The sequence below is a fragment of the Candidatus Atribacteria bacterium genome (assembly GCA_011056645.1).
GTDB lineage: Bacteria > Atribacterota > Phoenicimicrobiia > Phoenicimicrobiales > Phoenicimicrobiaceae > Sediminicultor > Sediminicultor quartus.
Map to the genome: position 1 here is coordinate 1 of DSEL01000151.1, position 20,270 is coordinate 20,270.

A 20,270-nucleotide genomic window follows, 5' to 3' on the forward strand; every position below is an offset into this window, starting at 1 on the left:
GAAACTTTTTACGATCTTGAGGAAATAAAAGTCGCACTTCAAGCTGCGAAAGAAAATTCTAATCTAATGGTGTTAGCTTCGATGACTTTTAATCAAAATTTAAAGACACTATATGGAGTCGACCCGGAAAGAGCAGTAGTAGTCCTTGAAAGTGAAGGAGCAGATGGAGTAGGAGCTAATTGTGGTAACGGTCCGGAAGTTCTATATGAGGTCTTAAAAATAATGCGAAAGGCAAGTAAGACTTATTTAATGGTTGAACCTAATGCGGGAATGCCTGAATTGCTTAAAGGCAAAGTAGTGTATTCTGCATCTCCAAAAATAATGGCTGACTATACTGAAAAATTTGTTCAATTAGGATTAAATTTAATTGGTGGATGTTGTGGTACTACACCTTTACATATTAAGGCAATGTCCGCTAAAATAATATTTAAAAGTAGGTGATAAATTATGCGTAGTGATTTAGTAAAGAAAGGTGTGGCTAGAACTCCCCATCGTTCTCTGCTTAAAGCCTTAGGAATAACCGATGAAGAAATGAAAAAACCATTTATTGGAGTCGCCCAGGCAGCCAATGAAATTATTCCCGGGCATCTTCATTTAAGAAATATAGCTCAGGCGGCAAAGGACGGGATAAGAATGGCCGGTGGAGTTCCCTTTGAATTTTCAACTATCGGGGTGTGTGATGGATTGGCTATGAACCATGAAGGGATGAAATATTCTCTCCCCAGCAGAGAGTTGATAGCTGATTCTATTGAAGTGATGGCCAAAGCCCATGCCTTTGATGCCCTGGTCCTTGTCCCCAATTGCGATAAAATAGTACCCGGAATGATTATGGGTGCCTTAAGAGTGAATGTGCCGACTATTTTAGTCAGCGGCGGACCTATGTTAGCCGGATGTTATCAGGGGAAAAATATATCCTTGAGCAATGTCTTTGAAGCGGTAGGGAAGTTTCAAACCGATTCTATAAGCGAGCAAGAATTAAAAGAAGTAGAAGATTATGCCTGTCCGGGGATTGGTTCTTGTGCCGGTCTATTTACCGCTAATTCGATAAATATTTGGGTGGAAGCAGCAGGAATAGCTCTCCCTGGTAACGGAACCATCCCGGCGGTGGATGCCCGTAGAATAAGGTTAGCTAAACATGCTGGAATGAAAATAATGGAATTATTAGAAAAAGAGGTTAATTTTTTAGATATCATTACCAAAAAATCTATAGAGAATGCGATCGCTGTAGAGATGGCCTTAGGGGGTTCTTCCAATACCATGCTCCATACTTTAGCGATTGCCTCTGAAGCAGGACTTCCTTTTAATATAGATGATTTTGACCGGATAAGGGAACAAGTCCCGCAATTGTGCAGCCTTTCTCCTGCCGGAGAGCACTATATTCAGGATTTAGATAAAGCGGGTGGCATTTCAGCTTTGCTTAAGGAGCTGAGCAGGAAGAAGATCATTCATTTAGGAGAGATGACTGTAAGCGGTAAAAATATTGGTCAGAATATTGAAAATGCTTTTATATTGGATCATAAAGTTATAAGAACCATAGAAGATGCCTATAATCCCAAAGGAGGTATTGTCTTTTTAAAAGGTAATCTGGCTCCTCAGGGCGCAGTAGTAAAAAGTTCGGCAGTTCACCCTGACATGTTGAAACATCAAGGACCAGCCAGGGTCTTTGATTCAGAAGAGGAGAGTACCAAAGCCATTTTAGAAGGCAAAATCAAAAAAGGAGATGTTATAGTTATCCGTTATGAAGGACCTAAGGGCGGTCCTGGAATGAGGGAGATGTTAACTCCTACATCGGCCATTGCTGGTATGGGACTGGATAAAGAAGTAGCTTTAATTACCGATGGACGTTTTTCCGGAGCTACCAGAGGAGCATCTATTGGCCATATTAGTCCTGAAGCAGCCGCAGGAGGTCCAATAGCAATTGTTCGAGAAGGGGATATGATTGAAATTGATATACCTCAAAAAAGATTGAACCTTAAGTTAGCAGAGGAAGAGATAAATCAAAGATTAGAAAAAATAAAATTACCCTCTTCTGCCGCAAAATCAGGTTATCTGAAATATTATGCTAATTTTGTTGGATCTGCTGATAAAGGAGCCATAAGAAATATTTAATTATCAGATAAAATATTAAAAATAGTTTGAACTCCTATTGACATTTATGTTTAATTGTTGTAATCTATTTTTTAATAAATAAAAATTGTACACCACGAAGGAAAAAGTAGGCAAGCCGAGATGGTTAAAGAGAGCCGATGGTTGGTGCGAATTGGTACCAAAAGTTTGCCGAAGATCTCACCTTCAATAATTTATACACAGGTGAAATTGGATAGTAACCTGTGACGCTTCAAAAGCGTTATCTATTGTCTACTAATTAAGGATAAAGGCAGGGAAGATTTAGTTCTCCTTTTCTTTATTAAATTAGGGTGGTACCACGAATAACTTTCGTCCCTATTTTAATCTTTATGGATTAAAATGAAGATGAAAGTTTTTTTGTTTTTTTGGGAGTATGCCTAGGGTTCCGTCTAATCAATTAAGGTAAGAGCCTGGACCGAGTGGCATAAAATGCTAATATCATAGTATTAGTATTACACCGTGGGTAAAAAAGACCCCAGCGGATAGGTCCCTTTTGTTTTAACTAACAAAATGGATTTACTCGCTGGGGTATTTTTATATGCAAAATTAAAAGTGCGATATAAATTATTTATTAATTTATATTAAATGATAGAAAGGGGATGGATAATATGAAGTTAACCGGAGCGCAAATAGCAGTAGAGTGTTTAAAAAAAGAAGGTGTAAAGGTAATATTTGGCATCCCGGGTGGGGTAATAATGCCTTTATATGATGTTCTTTATAGTGAAGCCTCAATAAAACATATACTTACCAGACATGAACAGGGAGCAGCTCACGCTGCTGACGGATATGCCCGTGCTACCGGTAAAGTGGGTGTTTGTATAGCTACTTCCGGACCGGGAGCTACTAATTTGATCACCGGTTTGGCCAATGCACATCTTGACTCTATTCCTTTAGTCGCCTTTACCGGACAGGTGCCTACTAACTTAATTGGCACCGATGCTTTTCAAGAAGTGGATATTAGCGGCATTTCCTTACCCATTACGAAAAATAATTATGTAGTAAGAGATGTAAAAGATTTGGCCAGGATTATAAAAGAAGCTTTTTATATTGCCAGAACAGGAAGACCCGGGCCAGTATTAATAGACTTTCCAAAAGATATTCAATTGGCAAAAACCGAGTTTAAATACCCTGAAAGTGTCAACTTAAATGGTTATAAACCAACTTTTAACGGGCATGTTCAACAGATTAAAGCAGCAGCGCAAGAAATAAACAATGCTAAGAAACCAGTAATCTATGCAGGAGGAGGAGTTATTTCATCTAATGCATCCGCTGAACTAAGAGATTTGGTTTTCAAAACCAATATTCCGATTACGACTACTTTAATGGGTTTGGGCTCTTTCCCGGAAACTCACTTTTTATCTTTGGGAATGTTGGGCATGCATGGTACTCCTTGTGCAAATTATGCTATGTGTGATGCTGATTTAATTATTGCTTTAGGAGTAAGATTTGATGATCGAATTACCGGGAAATTAGATGAATTTGCTTTGAAAGCTAAAATAATCCATATTGATATTGACCCGGCTGAAGTAGGTAAAAATACCTTGGTAGATATTCCCATCATAGGTGATATTAAGAGTGTATTGGGAAAACTGAATAAATATATTCTTAAAAAAGAAGAACGAGAGTGGTTAAATGCCATAGAAGATTTTAAAAGAAAATATCCCTTAAAATATATTCGCAACGAAGAACTGAAACCACAATTTGTTATGGAAACCATTAATGAAATTGCCAAGGAAAATACCATTATTGTGACCAGTGTGGGGCAGCACCAAATGTGGGCTGCTCAGTATTATCAACATACCGAACCTCGCGGTTTTATTTCTTCCGGAGGACTGGGGACCATGGGATTTGGTTTTCCGGCTGCCCTTGGGGCAAAGGTAGGCTGTCCCGAAAAAACGGTCATTTGTATTTCAGGGGATGGCAGTTTTCAAATGAACCAACAAGAAATAGCAACCGCTGTTAGTAATAATTTAGCTATTACAGTTATTATTATGAATAATGGTTTTTTGGGAATGGTGAGACAATGGCAAGAATTATTTTTTGATAAAAGATATGCTGAAACTACTTTAAATGGGAATCCTGATTTTGTAAAGTTAGTTGAAGCTTATGGGGGAATAGGAATAAGAGTGAATAAAAAACAGGAATTATATCCGGCTTTAGAAAAAGCCCTTTCCCTGAGTAAGTTTGTATTAATTGATTGCCTTATTCCCAAAGAAGAAAATGTATTTCCTATGGTAGCCCCAGGCTCACCGATATCTAAAATGATAGGAGTTGAATAATAATGAGACATACTATAGCAGTTTTAGTAAAAGATCATCCCGGTGTCCTGGCCAGAGTAGCCAGCTTATTTACCCGTCGTGGTTTTAATATTGAGAGTCTGGCGGTTGGTCATACCGAGGAAATTGATATTTCCAGGATGACTATTGTAGTCAAGGGGGATGAACGGACCTTGGAACAAATCACTAAACAGCTGAATAAATTAATTGATGTGGTTAGAGTTAAAGATATTTCTCCTAAAAATTCAGTTGAAAGGGAATTGGCTCTAATAAAAGTAAGTACTAATTCCTTGCCCGCCCGCTCGGAGATAATTCAAACGGTAGATATTTTTAGAGCAAATATAATTGATGTTAATAGTCAGATAGTAACCATTGAAACTACCGGAACAGAGGAAAAGATTAATGCCTTGATCGAACTATTACGTCCTTTTGGATTAAAAGAAGTCGTACGGACCGGAAAAATTGCTCTATCTAGGGGGAGTGCTACTACGTCAGTGTTAAAAAATAAAACGGAAAATAATTAAAATTATGAAGAGAACGGTTAAAAATAATAAGGAGGATTAAACAGGTGGCAAAAATTTATTACGACAAAGATGTAAAAAAAGAGGTTTTAAAAGGGAAGACAGTTGCTGTAATTGGATATGGAAGTCAAGGTAAAGCACAAGCTCTCAACTTGCACGATAGCGGAGTGAAAGTCATAGTAGGTCTGCGAGAAGGGAGTAAATCGTTTGATTTAGTAGAAAAAGATGGGTTAAAGGCGATGACTATTTCTGAGGCAACCAAGGGTGCCGATATTATTCAAATGTTGATTCCGGATGAAATTCAGGCTAAGGTCTATTATCAGGAAGGAATAGACAAGAGTTTGGAGGATGGCAATGTCTTAATGTTTTCTCATGGATTTAATATCCACTTTGGCCAAATTATTCCGCCAAAAAACGTTGATGTTATTATGATTGCTCCCAAGAGTCCCGGTCGATTGGTAAGAGAGATGTATCTTCAAGGGAAAGGTGTCCCTAACCTGATTGCCGTGTATCGGGATTATTCCGGCAATGCCAAAGAAATCGGATTAGCCTATTCTCAAGCTATCGGCGGTACAAGAGCAGGGACGATTGAAACCAGCTTTAAAGAAGAGACAGAAACTGATTTATTTGGTGAACAAACAGTACTTTGCGGAGGAGTAACTGCTTTAATCCAGGCAGGTTTTGATACCTTGGTAGAGGCTGGCTATCAACCGGAAATTGCTTATTTTGAATGTCTCAATGAATTAAAATTGATCGTTGATTTAATTTATCAGGGTGGGATTACTTATATGCGAGATAATGTGAGCAATACTGCTGAGTATGGAGATCTCAAGGTTGGCAAGAGAATTATTAATGAGGAAACTCGTAAGGAAATGAAAAAGGTGTTGACGGAAGTACAAAACGGAGAATTTGCTAAAGATTGGATACTTGAAAATCAAGCAGGAAGACCTTTTTACAGTGCGATAAGAAATAAAGAAGCTAATTTTCTAATTGAAAAAGTCGGACAAGAATTACGGAGCATGATGCCCTGGATAAAAAACTAAATTCGTATCTCGCGAAGAAAAGAAAAATATCCAGGTAATCATTATAGATTGTAGGAGATAAGGTTTAGTGCTGTTTAAATCCTTAATTAACTAATTGGCGAATTGGAGAATTGGTAAATCGGAGAATTGGTGAATTGATAAATGAGGTGAAAAATTTGCAAAACAGAGTGGCATTTCAAGGAGAAAGGGGAGCCTTTAGCGAGATTGCGGCCATTAAATTTTTTGGTTCTTCTATTCATCCGATAGTTTGCAAAACTTTTAAGCAAGTATTCCAAAGGATAAATGATAAAGAAGCCGACTATGGTATTCTTCCTATAGAAAACTCTCAAACCGGTGGAATAAATGAAGTCCATGACCTTTTGTTAAATCAGGGATTATTTGCGGTGGGAGAAATAAAATTAAGAGTTAAACATTGTTTAATAACCAAAGAAGAGATTGATTTTAAATTGATTGAAAAAGTGTATTCGCATCCTCAAGCGCTAGCTCAATGCGAAAAATTTCTCTCTACAAGATTACCTCATTGCCAGATAATTCCGGTTTATGATACGGCCGGGAGCGTAAAAATAATTAAAGAAGTAAAAGAAAATAATGTCGCGGCCATTGCCAGTAATTGGGCAGCAGAACTTTACGGTCTAAAAATACTGGATTCAGGGATTCAAGATAACAAATATAATTATACCCGTTTTTTGGTTTTATCGGAGGAAATATCTTCGGATCCTAAAAATAATAAAACTTCTATTATTTTTGCAGTAGTGAGCAAGCCTGGAGCGCTTTATCGTTGTCTTAGGGAATTTGCTTTAAGAGAAATCAATATAAATAGATTGGAATCACGACCTAGTAAAAGAGAGCCGTGGGAGTATATTTTTTATACTGATTTTGAAAAGGGATTGCAGGCACAAGAAACTCAAGAAGCATTAAAATCTTTGAAAGCCTGTACTACTTTTATAAAAATTATCGGGAGTTATTATTCCGAGTAAAGGTTTCAAAGCAGAAATATTAAAATAAAATAGGGGGGAGGCAAGATGACAGATAATATATTAATTTTTGATACTACACTTCGAGACGGAGAACAATGTCCGGGTGCATCACTTAACACTGATGAAAAATTGGAGGTAGCCAGGCAATTAGAGAATCTTAAAGTTGATGTAATAGAAGCAGGCTTCCCCATTGCTTCACCAGGAGATTTTGAAGGGGTAAAATTAGTTGCTCAAACCATTAAAGGTTGTAGTATTGCCGGTTTAGCTCGAACAATAAAAAAAGATATTGAAAGAGCCTGGGAAGCAATCAAATATTCCGAAAGACCGCGAATCCATACTTTTATTGCCACTTCTCCCATTCACATGAAATATAAACTGCAGCTTTCTCCCGAACAAGTTTTAGAACAAGCAATTGAGGCAGTAAGATATACCCGCAAGCTCTGTCCGGAAGTGGAATTTTCTGCCGAAGATGCCAGCAGGAGTGAGAAAGAATTTTTATACAGAATTTTTAAAGAAGTAATCAAGGCCGGTGCCACTATCGTAAATGTACCTGATACGGTAGGATATGCTCAACCGGAAGAGTTTGGCAGATTAATAAAAAATATTAAAGAAAATGTTTCTAATATTGAAAAGGCGGTCATTAGTGTCCATTGTCATAACGACCTGGGCTTGGCGGTGGCCAATTCCTTGGAAGCAATCAAAAATGGAGCCACTCAAATAGAGTGCACTATAAATGGAATTGGCGAGAGAGCAGGAAATGCATCTTTGGAAGAAGTGGTGATGGCTATTCATACCAGGAAAGATCTTTATCATAAAGTTACCCGGATTAATTCCACACAAATATATCCTGTCAGCAGATTGGTGAGCAAATTAACTGGCTTTACAATTCAACCCAATAAGGCAATAGTGGGGAAAAATGCCTTTGCCCATGAGGCAGGAATTCATCAGGCTGGAATCTTGAAAGAGCGTACTACTTATGAAATTATGACCCCTCAATCAGTAGGATTGGAAAGCAATAGCTTGGTTTTAGGAAAACATTCGGGACGGCACGCTCTAAAGAATAAATTGGAAGAGATGGGCTATGTCTTGGATAAAGAAAAATTAAATGAAGTATTTGAAAAATTTAAGAAATTGGCCGATAAGAAGAAAGAGATTTTTATTGAAGATTTAGAGGCAATTGTATCCGAAGAAATAATAGGGAAAGTCCCCGAGACTTTTTGCTTGGACTATTTTCATATCAATACCGGTAATAACACTTTACCTACCGCAACCGTAAGATTATTATTTCAAGATAAAAAATTTGAAGATGCAGCCTGTGGAGATGGTCCGGTAGATGCTTCTTTTCGAGCTATAGATCGTATTACCAAATTAAAGCTAAAATTAGTAGATTACAATGTTCGTGCTTTAACCAAAGGTAAGGATGCTCAAGGGGAAGCAACTATTAAGATAAGGGATGCAAAAGGAAATATTTTTACAGGTAGAAGTACAAGTACGGACACTTTGGAAGCCAGTATCAGAGCTTATCTTAAGGCAGTAAATAGAATAGTATACAATTTAGTTTCAACTACTCATGATTAACTGGTTACTTAGTTACTTGGTTGCAAATTCGTATCTCGTATCTCGTGAATCGTATTTCGTGAAGAGAATAGAGGTTAGATGATAGAATTCAGGAGCCAGGAGTCAGAATGAAAAGTAAGAAATGTTGTTGCTAAGCTGTAGTAATCTCATTATGAGGCGATACTATTTTGATACTATCCTATACGCTAAACACTGTACGCTCCATGTTCGATTTTCACTAACGACTAATCTAAAAGGAAGTGATTAAAATTGAATCGGAAAATAGAAATTATGGATACTACCCTAAGAGACGGAGAACAAATGAAGGGAGTAAGTTATTCTCCTCAGGAGAAATTGACTATTGCCAAAATTTTACTGGAAGATGTAAAAGTAGATAGAATTGAAATTGCCAGCGCAAAAGTAAGTAAAGGAGAATTACAATCTGTAGCAGAAGTAATTGATTGGGCTCAACAGTCTAACCGTGTAGATAAGATAGAAATTTTAGGATTCGTAGACAAAACAGAATCGGTGGATTGGATAGGTACTCTTGGTGGAAAAGTAATGAATATTCTTAGCAAAGGTTCAATGAATCATCTGACAAATCAACTAAGAAAGACCAAAGAGCAGCATGTTCGAGACATAAAAGAAACTGTTGCCTATGCCAGAACTAAGGGGATTGCTTGTAACATATATTTGGAAGACTGGTCTCAGGGGATGCTTAATTCTCGAGACTACGTTTATTTTCTTTTAGATAGTCTTCAGGGGGAAGCGATAAAACGCTTTATGTTGCCTGATACCCTTGGAATTCTCTATTCTTCACAAGTTTATCAATTTATTAAAGAGGTTTTGACAAGATATCCTGAACTTAGTTTTGATTTTCATGCTCACAATGATTATGGCTTAGCTACTGCAAATACTTTAATTGCAGTCGAAGCCGGAATAAAGGGAGTCCATTGCACAGTGAACGGTATGGGAGAACGTACAGGAAATGCTCCTCTGGAAGAAGTAGTGGTTGGGCTTCATGATTTTCTTAAAATTAAAACCGGGATAAAAGAAAAACACTTATTTCATCTCAGTAAAACGGTTGAAGCCTTTTCTGGTCACCGCTTATCTTTAAATAAACCAATATGTGGTTCCAATGTCTTTACGCAAACCGCCGGAATTCATGCAGATGGAGATAAAAAGGGTAATCTTTATGTTACCTCCCTTTTTCCTGAACGATTTAACCGTAAGAGACAATATTCTTTAGGTAAATTAAGTGGGAAATCTAATTTAGAATATAATTTGGAAGAAATTGGCATTGAACTTACCAAGGCACAAAAGAAACGTGTGTTAGAGAGAATTATTGAACTTGGTGACAGAAAAGAAACCATTACTGTAGGTGATTTACCTTATATTATTTCAGATGTTTTGGAAACGCCTCAAGAAAAAACCTTTAAATTGATATTATGCAACATAGTAACCAGTATGGAATTGAAGCCTATTGCTGTGGTTAAACTACTATATAATGATAAGATAAAGGGCAAAGAGACACAATTGGAAGAGAGTGCCCAGGGAGATGGAGGATATGATGCGTTTATGAATGCTATTCGAAAAATTGCGAAAAAAATAGATTATCCCTTACCGTCTCTTTTGGATTATACGGTGAATATACCTCCGGGAGGAAAAACGGACGCTTTGGTACAATGCACCATTACCTGGGGGTGGCAAAATCATAAAACTTTTATTACTAAAGGAGTAAATCCCGATCAAGTTTTAGCAGCTATAGAAGCGACCGAAAAAATGCTGAATATCATTGCTTTTCAGAAAACACTTAGTTAACATATAACTAAACAGCGAACTAAATGCCAATAACTATTATTCACTAGTGACTTGTACTATAACAATATCTAATTAATCGGAGGATTATTTTTTGGCTATGCAAAGAACCTATGAGGAGATTAATACTAAAATTAAAAGTGGTAAAGCGGTTGTGGTGACTGCCGAGGAAATTATTCCTATAGTCCGGGAAAAAGGTTTAGAAAAGGCTGCAGAAGAAATTGATGTGGTGACTACCGGTACTTTTGGGCCCATGTGTTCCTCGGGGGTAATATTAAATTTTGGGCACAGTGATCCCCCTATCCGCATGCAACAAGTTTGGTTGAATGATGTTGAGGCTTATGCAGGATTAGCAGCAGTGGATGTCTATTTGGGAGCTACTCAACTTTCTGAAAACCGGGGGATGGAATATGGAGGAGCTCATGTCATTGAAGATTTAATTTCGGGGAAAAAGATTAAGCTAAAGGCTATATCCCAGGGAACCGATTGTTATCCGCGGCGGGAGATAGAAAGTTATGTAACCAAAAAAAGTATAAATCAAGCAGTATTGTTTAATCCGCGAAATAGTTATCAAAACTATAATGTGGCGGTCAATACTTCTGATAGAAAGATATATACTTATATGGGGATCTTGCTTCCTAAAATAGGAAATGCAAATTATTGTACCAGCGGTCAACTAAGCCCTTTAATCAATGATCCTCAATTTAGTACTATCGGTATCGGTACCCGCATCTTTTTAGGAGGAACGCAAGGTTATATAGCTTGGGAAGGAACGCAATTTTGCCCTCAAGCGCTAAAGGACGAGGAAGGTAAAGTCATCTATAAAGGAGGTACTTTAGCAGTTATTGGAGATTTAAAAGAAATGAGCACAGATTATATTCGTGCGGCGACTTTTAAAGGATACGGAGTGACCTTGGTGGTAGGTATAGGAATACCAATTCCTATTTTAAACATTGAAATAATGAAAAATGTAGCTATAAAGGATGAGGATATTTGGACGGAAATAATTGACTATAGTTTCCCGCACTTAAAAAAACCCTCTTTGGGCTGGGTGAATTATAAGCAATTAAGGGAGGGGGAAATTACGATTCAAGGGAAAATTGTTCCCACCTCTCCTCTTTCCAGTTATGCGAAAGCTCGAGAAATATCTCAAAAATTAAAAGAAGAAATATCCGGGGGAAAATTTCTTTTACAGGAAGCGATTCAAAAATTTCCTAAAGAATGTGAATTCAAATCTTTATCGGAAATTCATTTAAAATAATTTGATGTTTATTCCCCGAAAAGTAAAAATATTTTGAATTTTACTATAAGGACTAATGATTATGCACGGTCCACTAATTTGTCTAAAAAGGAATGATGTAAAATGATAAGCAAAAAAGTAATTTTTACCTTTTCTCCTCGAAATGTTGAGCGGCCGGTAACCTACCAGCTGATAAAAGATTACGGCTTGTGGGTCAATATTTTACAGGCAAAATTTAAACCAAGTGTGGGAGGAAAGTTAGTTTTAGAACTAAAAGGAGAGACTGCGCAGATAGAGGAAGGTTTAAACTTTGTCCGACAGGCAGGTGTAAGTATTGAACTATTAGAGCAAGAGGTAATATGGGATGAGAAGAAGTGCAGTGATTGCGGAGCGTGTATCTCTATTTGCCCGACCGGTGTATTATCTTTAGACAAAGCAACTTTCAAATTGAAGTTTGATTACGAAAAATGTATTGTTTGCGGTAATTGTGTGGAGGCTTGCCCTTTACAGGCAATCAAAGTTACTTTTTAAGAAGATCTAAAACAAGCGAGAAAAAAGTAATGATTTTTCCTCAAACTAATACAACTGAATATGGAGAAAGAAAATATCGAAATTTAATTGAAGAAAAGGATCTAATTTCTTTTCAAATAACGGAAGAAGAAAGCGATATATTTATTAGAGCAAATCAAGAATTGAATTTCTATGCAAGACAGATAGTCTCAAACTATAGAAGACAAATAGAGAATTATATTTATAGTCACCCCTTATTTAAAAGTACTCTTTTGCCTTATTCTCAGGATAAAAAAGCTCCCCAGATTGTCCAATTTATGATTCACGCTTCAGCATTGTGTAGGGTTGGGCCAATGGCTTCGGTTGCAGGAGCAATAGCTGAATTCGTCGGAAAAGATCTTTTAAATTATTCCTCTGAAGTGATAGTGGAAAATGGAGGAGATATTTTTATAAAGAGCAATAAAGAAAGAAAAGTAAGTATATTTGCCGGAAGTTCTCCTTTTAGCCAGAGAATTATTTTAAAGATAGAAGCAAAAGATAATTATGTGGGGGTTTGCACCTCTTCTGGAACGGTGGGTCCTTCTTTAAGTTTTGGAAAAGCAGATGCGGTTACTGTAATTTCTAATTCTGTTTTACTTGCCGATGCTGCTGCTACAGCAGTAGGGAATATGATTAAAACAGAAAAAGATATAGAGCAAGGATTAATTAATGCCCAAAAGATAAAAGATGTCAAGGGTATAGTAATAATAAAAGATGATAAAATGGGTCTATGGGGAGATATTAACTTTACTGTGGTAAAATAGAAAAAGATGAGATTTATAGATTGGCAGACTAATAAGCGCTGTGAAGACGGATGATACTGAGTAACAATTGAATCGAGAATTAGTAAATTGGTGAATTAGTAAATTGGTTAATTTAAAAATTAAACATTTTTTACCGAAAAGGGGAATATAAACATTATGCTTACCAATAAAAAAATTGCTATAATAGGCGTAGGAAAAATGGGAGAGACTCTCCTTAATGGCATGATCAAAAATAATTTCGTGAAGAAAGAAAATGTAGCCGGTAGTACCGCCCAGGAAGAGCATGCCCAAGAGTTGAACAAAAAATATGGCATTCAAACTTTTATTGATAATAAAGAAATGATCTCGGGGAAAGATATAATTATAATGGCAATTAAACCCCAGATGATGAAAAAAGTACTTTTAGAGATCAAAGAAGTTATTTCAGAAAAACAATTAATCATCTCTATCGCTGCGGCTACCAGTACTCAATTCATAGAGAAATGTTTGGAAAAGAATATCCCGATAATCAGGGCGATGCCTAATACGCCTGCTTTAATTAATGAAGGGATGACCGTTCTTTGTCCTGGTAAGTATATTGATGAAGAGCACGTTCAGATGGCTATGGATATCTTTGGTGCAATCGGATTAGTGGAGGTTATTCACCAGGAGGAATTGATGGATGTAGTAACTGCCTTATCGGGCAGCGGTCCGGCATACACTTATATAGTTATTGAGTCTTTAACTGAGGGAGGAGTAAGAATGGGTTTACCTCGTGAATTAGCTAAAAAACTAACTGCACAAACCCTATTAGGAGCAGCAAAGATGGTATTGGAAACTGGAATGCATCCCGCTTTATTGAAGGATGCTGTGACTACTCCTGCCGGAGTAACGGTAGATGGATTGATGGAATTAGAAGATGGAGGAATAAGGGTAGCTCTTATTAAGGCAATTAGCCGAGCCACAGAAAAATCTAAGGAAATTTCTCGATAAAAAGGTATGTAATAAGAGAGGAGATAATCTATGGTAGAGTTAAAGGAATTACAAGAAGCTCTATTGCGAGGCGATATTTTAAAAGTAAAAGAGATAACCCAAGAAGCTTTACGAGAAAAAAGAGAACCCCGGGAAATTTTAGAGCAAGGCTTGATTAAAGGAATGAATATTGTGGGAATAAAATTTAAGAATAATGAAATATTTCTGCCTGAAGTATTATTGGCTTCCCAAGCGATGCATAGCGGGCTGACCTTACTGCAACCCAAATTAATCAAAGATGGAATAAAAGCCGTAGGCAAAGTGATCATAGGTACTGCAAAAGGTGATTTACATGATATTGGCAAGAATTTAGTAGCCATGATGTTAAGAGGGGGAGGGTTTGAAGTAATAGATTTAGGTATAGATGTCTCTCCTGAAAAATTTTTGAAAGCTTACCGGGAACATCAACCGGATATTGTCGGTATATCCGCTCTGCTTACTACCACCATGATCGCTATGACGGACGTTTTAACTGTTTTTGAAAAAGCAGGCTTAAGAAGTTCAGTTAAAGTAATGGTAGGAGGAGCACCGGTTACCCAAGAATTTGCTAATGAAATTAATGCAGATTTATATGCCCCGGATGCTGCTTCGGCGGTAGATAAAGCAAGGGAGTTATTAAAAATTTAAGGGGATAGTTTGATATGTTGATTATTGGTGAAAAGATAAATTCCAGCCGGAAAGACATTAAAAATATGGTGGAAAGCAAAAATAAAGAATTTATTCAAGAGATAGCCCAAAAACAGGTTGAAGGCGGAGCCAAGATGTTGGATTTAAATATCGGGACAATTAGAAAGAACGAACCGGAAGATATGAAGTGGTTGGTAAAGACGGTGCAAGAAGCAGTGGACACCCCTTTATGTATTGATAGTCCCAATCACGAAGCTATAAAAGCGGGGTTAGAAGTCTATGATTGGAATAGAGGTAAAGCTCTGATTAATTCGGTAACGGCAGAGAAAGAAAAATTGAAGTTAATCATTCCCTTGGTAAAAAAATATCAGTGTTCGGTGGTTGCCCTTACTATGGATGAAGGGGGTATTCCTCAGGGCGTAAAAGAAAGATTTAAAATTGCTGATAAATTAGTGAGAAAACTTACTCAGGAAGGAATTCCCGGAGAAGATATATATATTGATCCTTTAACTTTACCGGTAAGCGCTAATATTCAAAATTGTAATATTGTTTTGGAGACTTTAAACAAGATAAAGGATTCACATCCCAAAGTGAAAACAATTATTGGATTAAGCAATATTTCCTACGGATTACCGGAGAGAAGATTAATTAATCAAGGTTTTGTAGTTTTAGCCATGGCAGCTGGTCTCGATGCAGCAATATTGGATTCCACTGATCAAAAAATAATGGCTTTGATCCAAGTAACCAGTCTTTTGTTGGGTAAAGATGAATTTTGCGGGGAATATATTAAGGCTTTTCGTGAAGGAAAATTATGTTCTGGCGTTTTTTTAAAAGGGAGATTGTAATTTTATCCAAAATAAAGAAAGGCGGATATAAAGTTAATGAATCTAAGAGAAAAATTAGCAGCGAATAAGTTTGTAGTAACAGTAGAATTAGATCCCCCAAAAACGTTGAATATAGAGAAAATATTAAGAGAAGTAAATAATGCCGATTTTAGAAAGGTTGTAGATGCGGTTAATGTTACCGATTGTCCATTGGCTAAATTAAGAATGAGCCCGATTGCCCTTTCTCATATTATTCAGGATAAAATAGGATTAGAGGCCATTTTTCATATAACCTGCCGAGATAGAAATTTATTAGGCTTACAGGCCGAACTTTTAGGAGCGTCTGCATTAGGAGTAAGGAATATTCTGGCTTTAACCGGAGATCCTCCCGAGGTGGGTGATTATATTATGGCGACTGGTGTTTTTGATGTTGATTCCATCGGATTGGTAAAGATGGTAAATAAATTAAACCATGGATATGAATATAGTGGAAGTAAACTTAAAGATAACACAGATTTTTTTATCGGGATAGCGGTTAATCCCACCGCTCGAAATTTAACCAAAGAGATAGAAAGATTTGAAGAAAAAGTATCGGTCGGAGCTAATTTTATTCAAAGCCAACCTATTTATGATATAGGGCTATTGGAAAGTTTTTTAAAGCTTACCGCTCATATCAATATACCAAAAATTATTGGAATTATGCCTTTGAAGAGTTATGAGATGGTTGAATATTTGAGTGATAATTTGTCCGATATCTTTATTCCTCCCGAAGTTAAGGAGAGAATGAGAGGGAAGAGCATAGAAGAGGGAGTAACGATATCCCGAGAACTGATTGATGAAATAAGTAAATTTAAAGATGTAGCCGGAATTCATATCTTTCCTTTGCGAGATATGAATTTAGTCTGCCGTTTGTTCGATTGATCGTTTGTGTATAGTGGATAGTCGTCAGTATTTAGTGCACCGGTTAGTTGGTTAGCCAGTTGACTGATTTGTTATTAATCTATTAACTAACTAACTATTTAACCAATTAACGAGCTAACTACTTTTTATTCACGAGATACGAGATGCGAATTAGAACTTGCGTGAAAATGGAATTCTTATACAATTCAATTAGAAGATGAGAGATATGTATGAAGGTAATAAAAGATATTAAATTAAATATAGACAGGGAGGCAGTATTACGATACCAGGGGTATAGTCAAAAAAAGGTTAAAATACCTAATCAAAGCATTCTGCAGATTACCGAAGAGGAAATTAATCGAGGTTATGATCTTTTTATGCCCCAAGGCATTTATTCCTTAATTAAAATAGTTGACTTTGCCTCCAAGGGAAGAATTAATTTAGAAAACGGACTGACCTTTAAATTCCCCAATGCAATTATCAGGCAATTAGAGGGAGTAAGTCATTTTCTGTTAGGGGTCGTAACTATTGGGGCAGTGATGGAAAAAAAAGTTGTTGAGTTATTCTCTCAAGGAGAATTTCCTCGGGCATTAGCTTTGGATGCAGTAGGGACCGTAGCAGTCGAGGATTTTAGTCGAAGTGTTAGAAAGTTAGCCCGTAAAGAAGCAGAAGAACAAAACTTTAAAACAAGTAGACATTTTTCTCCCGGATATAATGGATGGGAAGTGTCGCAGCAAGGTGTTATCTTCCAAAGCATTCCTGCTAATAATATTGGAGTAAGGTTAAGCAAAGGTTACATGATGTTACCCCAAAAATCATTGTCCTGGGCAATCGGTACTGGGAAAGAAATAATGGCTCCTTCCCAAGAGGATAATGACTGCGAAAACTGTCAGCATAAATACTGTACCTATAAATATTAAATTTCACTAAACAAGGAGAAAATAATGGGAAAAACAATTGTAGAGAAGATATTCTCTACTCATACAGATACCCCTAATTTTAGGGTAGGAGATATCATTAAAGCTCGGGTGGACTTTGCCTTTGCCAATGACATCACTGCGCCCATTGCAATAAAATATTTTAAAGAAAGTGGTGCCAGACAAGTATTTAATCAAAAGAGAATTGGTTTAATCCCTGATCATTTTGCTCCCAATAAAGATATAAAATCTGCAGAACAGTGTAAGCTATTAAAAGAATTTGCTCAGGAGTACGGAATAGAGAATTATTTTGAAATAGGTAAAATGGGAGTAGAACATGCCCTACTACCAGAAAAGGGATTGGTGCTTCCCGGTGAAGTGATAGTAGGGGCAGATTCTCATACTGGCACTTCCGGAGCATTGGGTGCTTTTGCTATCGGAGTGGGAAGTACCGATTTAGCAGCGATTATGGCCTTAGGTGAGGTCTGGCTTAAAGTGCCGCCTACCATAAAATTTATTTATTCCGGGAAATTAAATAAATGGGTCAGCGGAAAAGATCTGATCCTTTATACTATTTCCAGGATTGGAGTCGATGGAGCAAATTATAAGGTGATGGAATTTAACGGGGAAGTGATTAAAGGACTTTCTATGGATAACCGCTTTACCATGTGTAACATGGCCATAGAGGCAGGGGCTAAAACCGGAATTATCGAACCCGATGAGATTACTATGACATATCTAAAAGGGCGAGCCAAGAGACCTTTTAAGGTTTATCAAAGTGATCGCGATGCTCATTATGAGAAAATTATAGAGATTGATGTCGGTAAAATTGAGCCTCAAGTAGCTTTTCCTCATTTACCGGAAAACGCTAAACCGATTAGCGAAGTAAAAGAGATTAAAATTGATCAGTCTATTATCGGTTCCTGTACTAACGGGAGGATAGAAGATTTACGTATAGCCGCAGAAATCCTAAAAGGGCAGCAAGTTCATCCTAAAGTCAGATTGATTATTATTCCGGCAACTCAAGATATCTACCTGCAAGCTATTCGAGAAGGTTTAATTGGTATCTTCATTAATGCAGGTGGAGCAGTTAGTACTCCTACCTGTGGTCCATGTTTGGGCGGATATATGGGTATTTTGGCTAAAGGGGAAAAGGCAATTTCTACCACAAACAGGAATTTTGTAGGAAGGATGGGACACCCCGAAAGCGAAGTATACCTGGCCAGTCCTGCTCTTGCTGCTGCTTCTGCTATTTTAGGCAGAATAGCCAGTCCCGAGGAGGTAAAATGAAATGACGATTAAAGGCAAAGTATGGAAATTTAAAGACAATATTGATACCGATGTAATAATTCCTGCTCGTTATCTTAATACCTCTGAACCTAAAGAGTTAGCTTTGCATTGCATGGAAGATTATGATTCTGAGTTTGTTAAAAAAATGACTCGGGGTGATATTATAGTGGCTGGTAGAAACTTTGGTTGCGGGAGTTCCCGCGAACATGCACCCATTGCCTTAAAAGCAGCAGGTGTATCTTGTATTATCGCTCAATCTTTTGCTCGAATCTTTTTTAGAAACGCCATAAACATTGGTCTTCCCATCTTTGAATCCGAAGAAATTGCAGATCAATGTTCCGAAGGTGATTTTCTAAAAGTGGATACAGCCAGAGGAATAATAGAAAATATTAATAAAGATAGAGTTTACGAAATAAATCCCTTACCAGTCTTTATTCAAAATATTATTTCTTCGGGTGGATTAAGAGAATATGTTAAAGAAGAAATAAAGAGGAGAGAAAAAGATGTATAATATAGCTTTAATTCCCGGTGATGGGATAGGACCGGAAATAATAAGAGAAGGCAAGAAAGTAATTAAAGCAGTATCCAAAATATTTGCCATAGATATAAATTGGATTGAATATCCTTTTGGCGCTGAACATTACCTGAAAACCGGAGAATTATTACCCGATAGCGCCTTAAAAGAGATTGAGGATATGGATGCAATCTACTTTGGAGCTATTGGTGATCCCCGAGTAAAACCGGGAATTTTAGAAAAAGAGATATTATTGAAAGCCAGGTTTTACTTTGACCAGTATATTAATCTACGTCCTATCAGATTGTATAAAGGAGTTCCTTGTCCCCTGAAAGATAAAAGCCCGAAGGATATTAATTTTTATGTGGTTAGAGAAAATACAGAAGATTTTTATATAGGAATAGGGGGAAGGTTTAAAACCAAGGCGAACCAGGACCATCTGGAAGTAAAAAGAAAATTATATAAAGCTAAAATAGAAGTAGGTTTTAATTTAGAACAAGAAGAAGAGATGGCTTATCAGGTTGGTTTGATCAGCAGATCTGGGGCTAAAAGGGTAATTAAGTATGCTTTTGAGTTAGCCAAAAAGAAGAATTTAGAAAGGGTAACTTCAGTAGATAAAGCTAATGTGTTAACAGATATTTATGGATTATGGAGAGAAATATTTGGAGAAGTTTCCCGCCAGTATCCTGGTATCGAGACTGAGTTTAACTTTGTTGATGCCGTTGCCATGTTTTTTATTCAAAGACCCGAATGGTATCAAGTGGTAGTTACTCCGAATATGTTCGGAGATATTATTACCGACCTAGCAGCGATGATCCAGGGGGGGTTAGGAATAGCTGCCGGAGGAAATATAAACCCTGAAGGTGTATCTATGTTTGAACCTGTGCATGGTTCTGCCCCTGATATAGCCGGTAAAAACATTTCTAATCCCACTGCCACAATACTTTCCGGTGCAATGATGTTAGATCATTTAGGAGAGACTAAAGCTGCTCGAGCCATAGAGGATGCAATAGAAAAAATCTTCATGGAAGGTAAAATAAAGTCTCATGACTTGGGAGGAAATTCATCTACCATCAAAATAGGGGATGAGATTATAAAAAAATTATGGCAAGTATCACAGTTCAGCAAATAATCGCCTTTAAATTTTTTGGGTAAATTCAAACTGCCTCTAATCTTATCATTTGAGCACCATAACCTTCCAATTTTCCGTATTTTTATCTTTGGTTTATTAGATATTATGTAAAAAATATTCTAATTATTGTTGACAATATACAATCGACAATATAAAATATTTACAAGAATAGTTGGATCTTTG

The 20,270-nt window shown here is 37.0% G+C and carries 19 protein-coding genes; all 19 read left to right on the plus strand.

What is annotated here, in order from left to right:
• The coding region (locus tag ENO17_05835) for a homocysteine methyltransferase (GenBank protein ID HER24547.1) at window positions 1–441 on the plus strand (441 nt) is incomplete at its 5' end.
• Window positions 442–447: 6 nt separating this feature from the next.
• Window positions 448–2,109, plus strand: a complete 1,662-nt coding sequence (gene ilvD / locus ENO17_05840; GenBank protein HER24548.1) for a dihydroxy-acid dehydratase — start codon at window positions 448–450, stop codon at window positions 2,107–2,109.
• 626 nt (window positions 2,110–2,735) lie between these two features.
• Window positions 2,736–4,406: a biosynthetic-type acetolactate synthase large subunit gene (gene ilvB, locus ENO17_05845; GenBank protein HER24549.1), complete on the plus strand. Its 1,671-nt coding sequence runs from the start codon at window positions 2,736–2,738 to the stop codon at window positions 4,404–4,406.
• A 2-nt stretch (window positions 4,407–4,408) separates the two neighbouring features.
• Complete coding sequence (gene ilvN, locus ENO17_05850; GenBank protein HER24550.1) at window positions 4,409–4,927, plus strand: acetolactate synthase small subunit; 519 nt, start codon at window positions 4,409–4,411, stop codon at window positions 4,925–4,927.
• Between the two features lie 44 nt (window positions 4,928–4,971).
• Window positions 4,972–5,967, plus strand: a complete 996-nt coding sequence (ilvC, locus tag ENO17_05855) for a ketol-acid reductoisomerase (GenBank protein HER24551.1) — start codon at window positions 4,972–4,974, stop codon at window positions 5,965–5,967.
• A gap of 155 nt (window positions 5,968–6,122) precedes the next feature.
• Window positions 6,123–6,944 carry a prephenate dehydratase gene (pheA, locus tag ENO17_05860; protein ID HER24552.1) on the plus strand — a complete coding sequence of 274 codons (822 nt, stop codon included), beginning with the start codon at window positions 6,123–6,125 and terminating at the stop codon, window positions 6,942–6,944.
• Window positions 6,945–6,989: 45 nt separating this feature from the next.
• A complete protein-coding gene (locus ENO17_05865; GenBank protein ID HER24553.1) occupies window positions 6,990–8,522 on the plus strand; it encodes a 2-isopropylmalate synthase in 1,533 nt (510 codons plus the stop codon).
• Window positions 8,523–8,771: 249 nt separating this feature from the next.
• Window positions 8,772–10,322: a 2-isopropylmalate synthase gene (locus ENO17_05870; GenBank protein ID HER24554.1), complete on the plus strand. Its 1,551-nt coding sequence runs from the start codon at window positions 8,772–8,774 to the stop codon at window positions 10,320–10,322.
• Between the two features lie 91 nt (window positions 10,323–10,413).
• On the plus strand, window positions 10,414–11,580 hold the full coding sequence (locus ENO17_05875) for a hypothetical protein (GenBank protein HER24555.1): 1,167 nt from the start codon (window positions 10,414–10,416) through the stop codon (window positions 11,578–11,580).
• 102 nt (window positions 11,581–11,682) lie between these two features.
• On the plus strand, window positions 11,683–12,090 hold the full coding sequence (locus ENO17_05880; protein HER24556.1) for a 4Fe-4S dicluster domain-containing protein: 408 nt from the start codon (window positions 11,683–11,685) through the stop codon (window positions 12,088–12,090).
• A 29-nt stretch (window positions 12,091–12,119) separates the two neighbouring features.
• Entirely contained in the window at window positions 12,120–12,872 is a 753-nt protein-coding gene (locus ENO17_05885) for a UPF0280 family protein (GenBank protein ID HER24557.1), read from the plus strand.
• 156 nt (window positions 12,873–13,028) lie between these two features.
• A complete protein-coding gene (gene proC / locus ENO17_05890) occupies window positions 13,029–13,844 on the plus strand; it encodes a pyrroline-5-carboxylate reductase (GenBank protein HER24558.1) in 816 nt (271 codons plus the stop codon).
• Window positions 13,845–13,874: 30 nt separating this feature from the next.
• The gene (locus ENO17_05895) at window positions 13,875–14,510 is read left to right on the plus strand and encodes a cobalamin-binding protein (protein HER24559.1); all 636 of its coding nucleotides are present in this window, start codon (window positions 13,875–13,877) and stop codon (window positions 14,508–14,510) included.
• A 14-nt stretch (window positions 14,511–14,524) separates the two neighbouring features.
• Window positions 14,525–15,355, plus strand: coding sequence for a methyltetrahydrofolate cobalamin methyltransferase (locus ENO17_05900; GenBank protein HER24560.1), 831 nt, complete (start codon window positions 14,525–14,527; stop codon window positions 15,353–15,355).
• Between the two features lie 36 nt (window positions 15,356–15,391).
• Window positions 15,392–16,255, plus strand: coding sequence for a 5,10-methylenetetrahydrofolate reductase (locus ENO17_05905; GenBank protein ID HER24561.1), 864 nt, complete (start codon window positions 15,392–15,394; stop codon window positions 16,253–16,255).
• Between the two features lie 209 nt (window positions 16,256–16,464).
• Window positions 16,465–17,154, plus strand: a complete 690-nt coding sequence (locus ENO17_05910) for a hypothetical protein (GenBank protein ID HER24562.1) — start codon at window positions 16,465–16,467, stop codon at window positions 17,152–17,154.
• Between the two features lie 24 nt (window positions 17,155–17,178).
• The gene (leuC, locus tag ENO17_05915) at window positions 17,179–18,441 is read left to right on the plus strand and encodes a 3-isopropylmalate dehydratase large subunit (GenBank protein ID HER24563.1); all 1,263 of its coding nucleotides are present in this window, start codon (window positions 17,179–17,181) and stop codon (window positions 18,439–18,441) included.
• A 1-nt stretch (window position 18,442) separates the two neighbouring features.
• The gene (gene leuD, locus ENO17_05920) at window positions 18,443–18,952 is read left to right on the plus strand and encodes a 3-isopropylmalate dehydratase small subunit (protein HER24564.1); all 510 of its coding nucleotides are present in this window, start codon (window positions 18,443–18,445) and stop codon (window positions 18,950–18,952) included.
• Entirely contained in the window at window positions 18,945–20,087 is a 1,143-nt protein-coding gene (locus ENO17_05925) for an isocitrate/isopropylmalate dehydrogenase family protein (protein HER24565.1), read from the plus strand. Before leuD ends, ENO17_05925 begins: the two co-directional genes overlap by 8 nt.
• The last annotated feature ends 183 nt before the right edge of the window (window positions 20,088–20,270 follow it).

Excerpts from the sequence above, each read along its gene's own strand:
- ENO17_05905 (HER24561.1), top strand. The coding sequence starts at position 15,392 with ATGAATCTAAGAGAAAAATTAGCAGCGAATAAGTTTGTAGTAACAGTA.
- ENO17_05880 (HER24556.1), top strand. The coding sequence starts at position 11,683 with ATGATAAGCAAAAAAGTAATTTTTACCTTTTCTCCTCGAAATGTTGAG.
- leuD (HER24564.1), top strand. The coding sequence starts at position 18,443 with ATGACGATTAAAGGCAAAGTATGGAAATTTAAAGACAATATTGATACC.
- ENO17_05900 (HER24560.1), top strand. The coding sequence starts at position 14,525 with ATGTTGATTATTGGTGAAAAGATAAATTCCAGCCGGAAAGACATTAAA.
- ENO17_05910 (HER24562.1), top strand. The coding sequence starts at position 16,465 with ATGAAGGTAATAAAAGATATTAAATTAAATATAGACAGGGAGGCAGTA.
- ENO17_05925 (HER24565.1), top strand. The coding sequence starts at position 18,945 with ATGTATAATATAGCTTTAATTCCCGGTGATGGGATAGGACCGGAAATA.
- ilvB (HER24549.1), top strand. The coding sequence starts at position 2,736 with ATGAAGTTAACCGGAGCGCAAATAGCAGTAGAGTGTTTAAAAAAAGAA.
- ENO17_05865 (HER24553.1), top strand. The coding sequence starts at position 6,990 with ATGACAGATAATATATTAATTTTTGATACTACACTTCGAGACGGAGAA.
- ilvD (HER24548.1), top strand. The coding sequence starts at position 448 with ATGCGTAGTGATTTAGTAAAGAAAGGTGTGGCTAGAACTCCCCATCGT.
- ilvN (HER24550.1), top strand. The coding sequence starts at position 4,409 with ATGAGACATACTATAGCAGTTTTAGTAAAAGATCATCCCGGTGTCCTG.
- ENO17_05895 (HER24559.1), top strand. The coding sequence starts at position 13,875 with ATGGTAGAGTTAAAGGAATTACAAGAAGCTCTATTGCGAGGCGATATT.
- ENO17_05885 (HER24557.1), top strand. The coding sequence starts at position 12,120 with ATGATTTTTCCTCAAACTAATACAACTGAATATGGAGAAAGAAAATAT.
- proC (HER24558.1), top strand. The coding sequence starts at position 13,029 with ATGCTTACCAATAAAAAAATTGCTATAATAGGCGTAGGAAAAATGGGA.
- leuC (HER24563.1), top strand. The coding sequence starts at position 17,179 with ATGGGAAAAACAATTGTAGAGAAGATATTCTCTACTCATACAGATACC.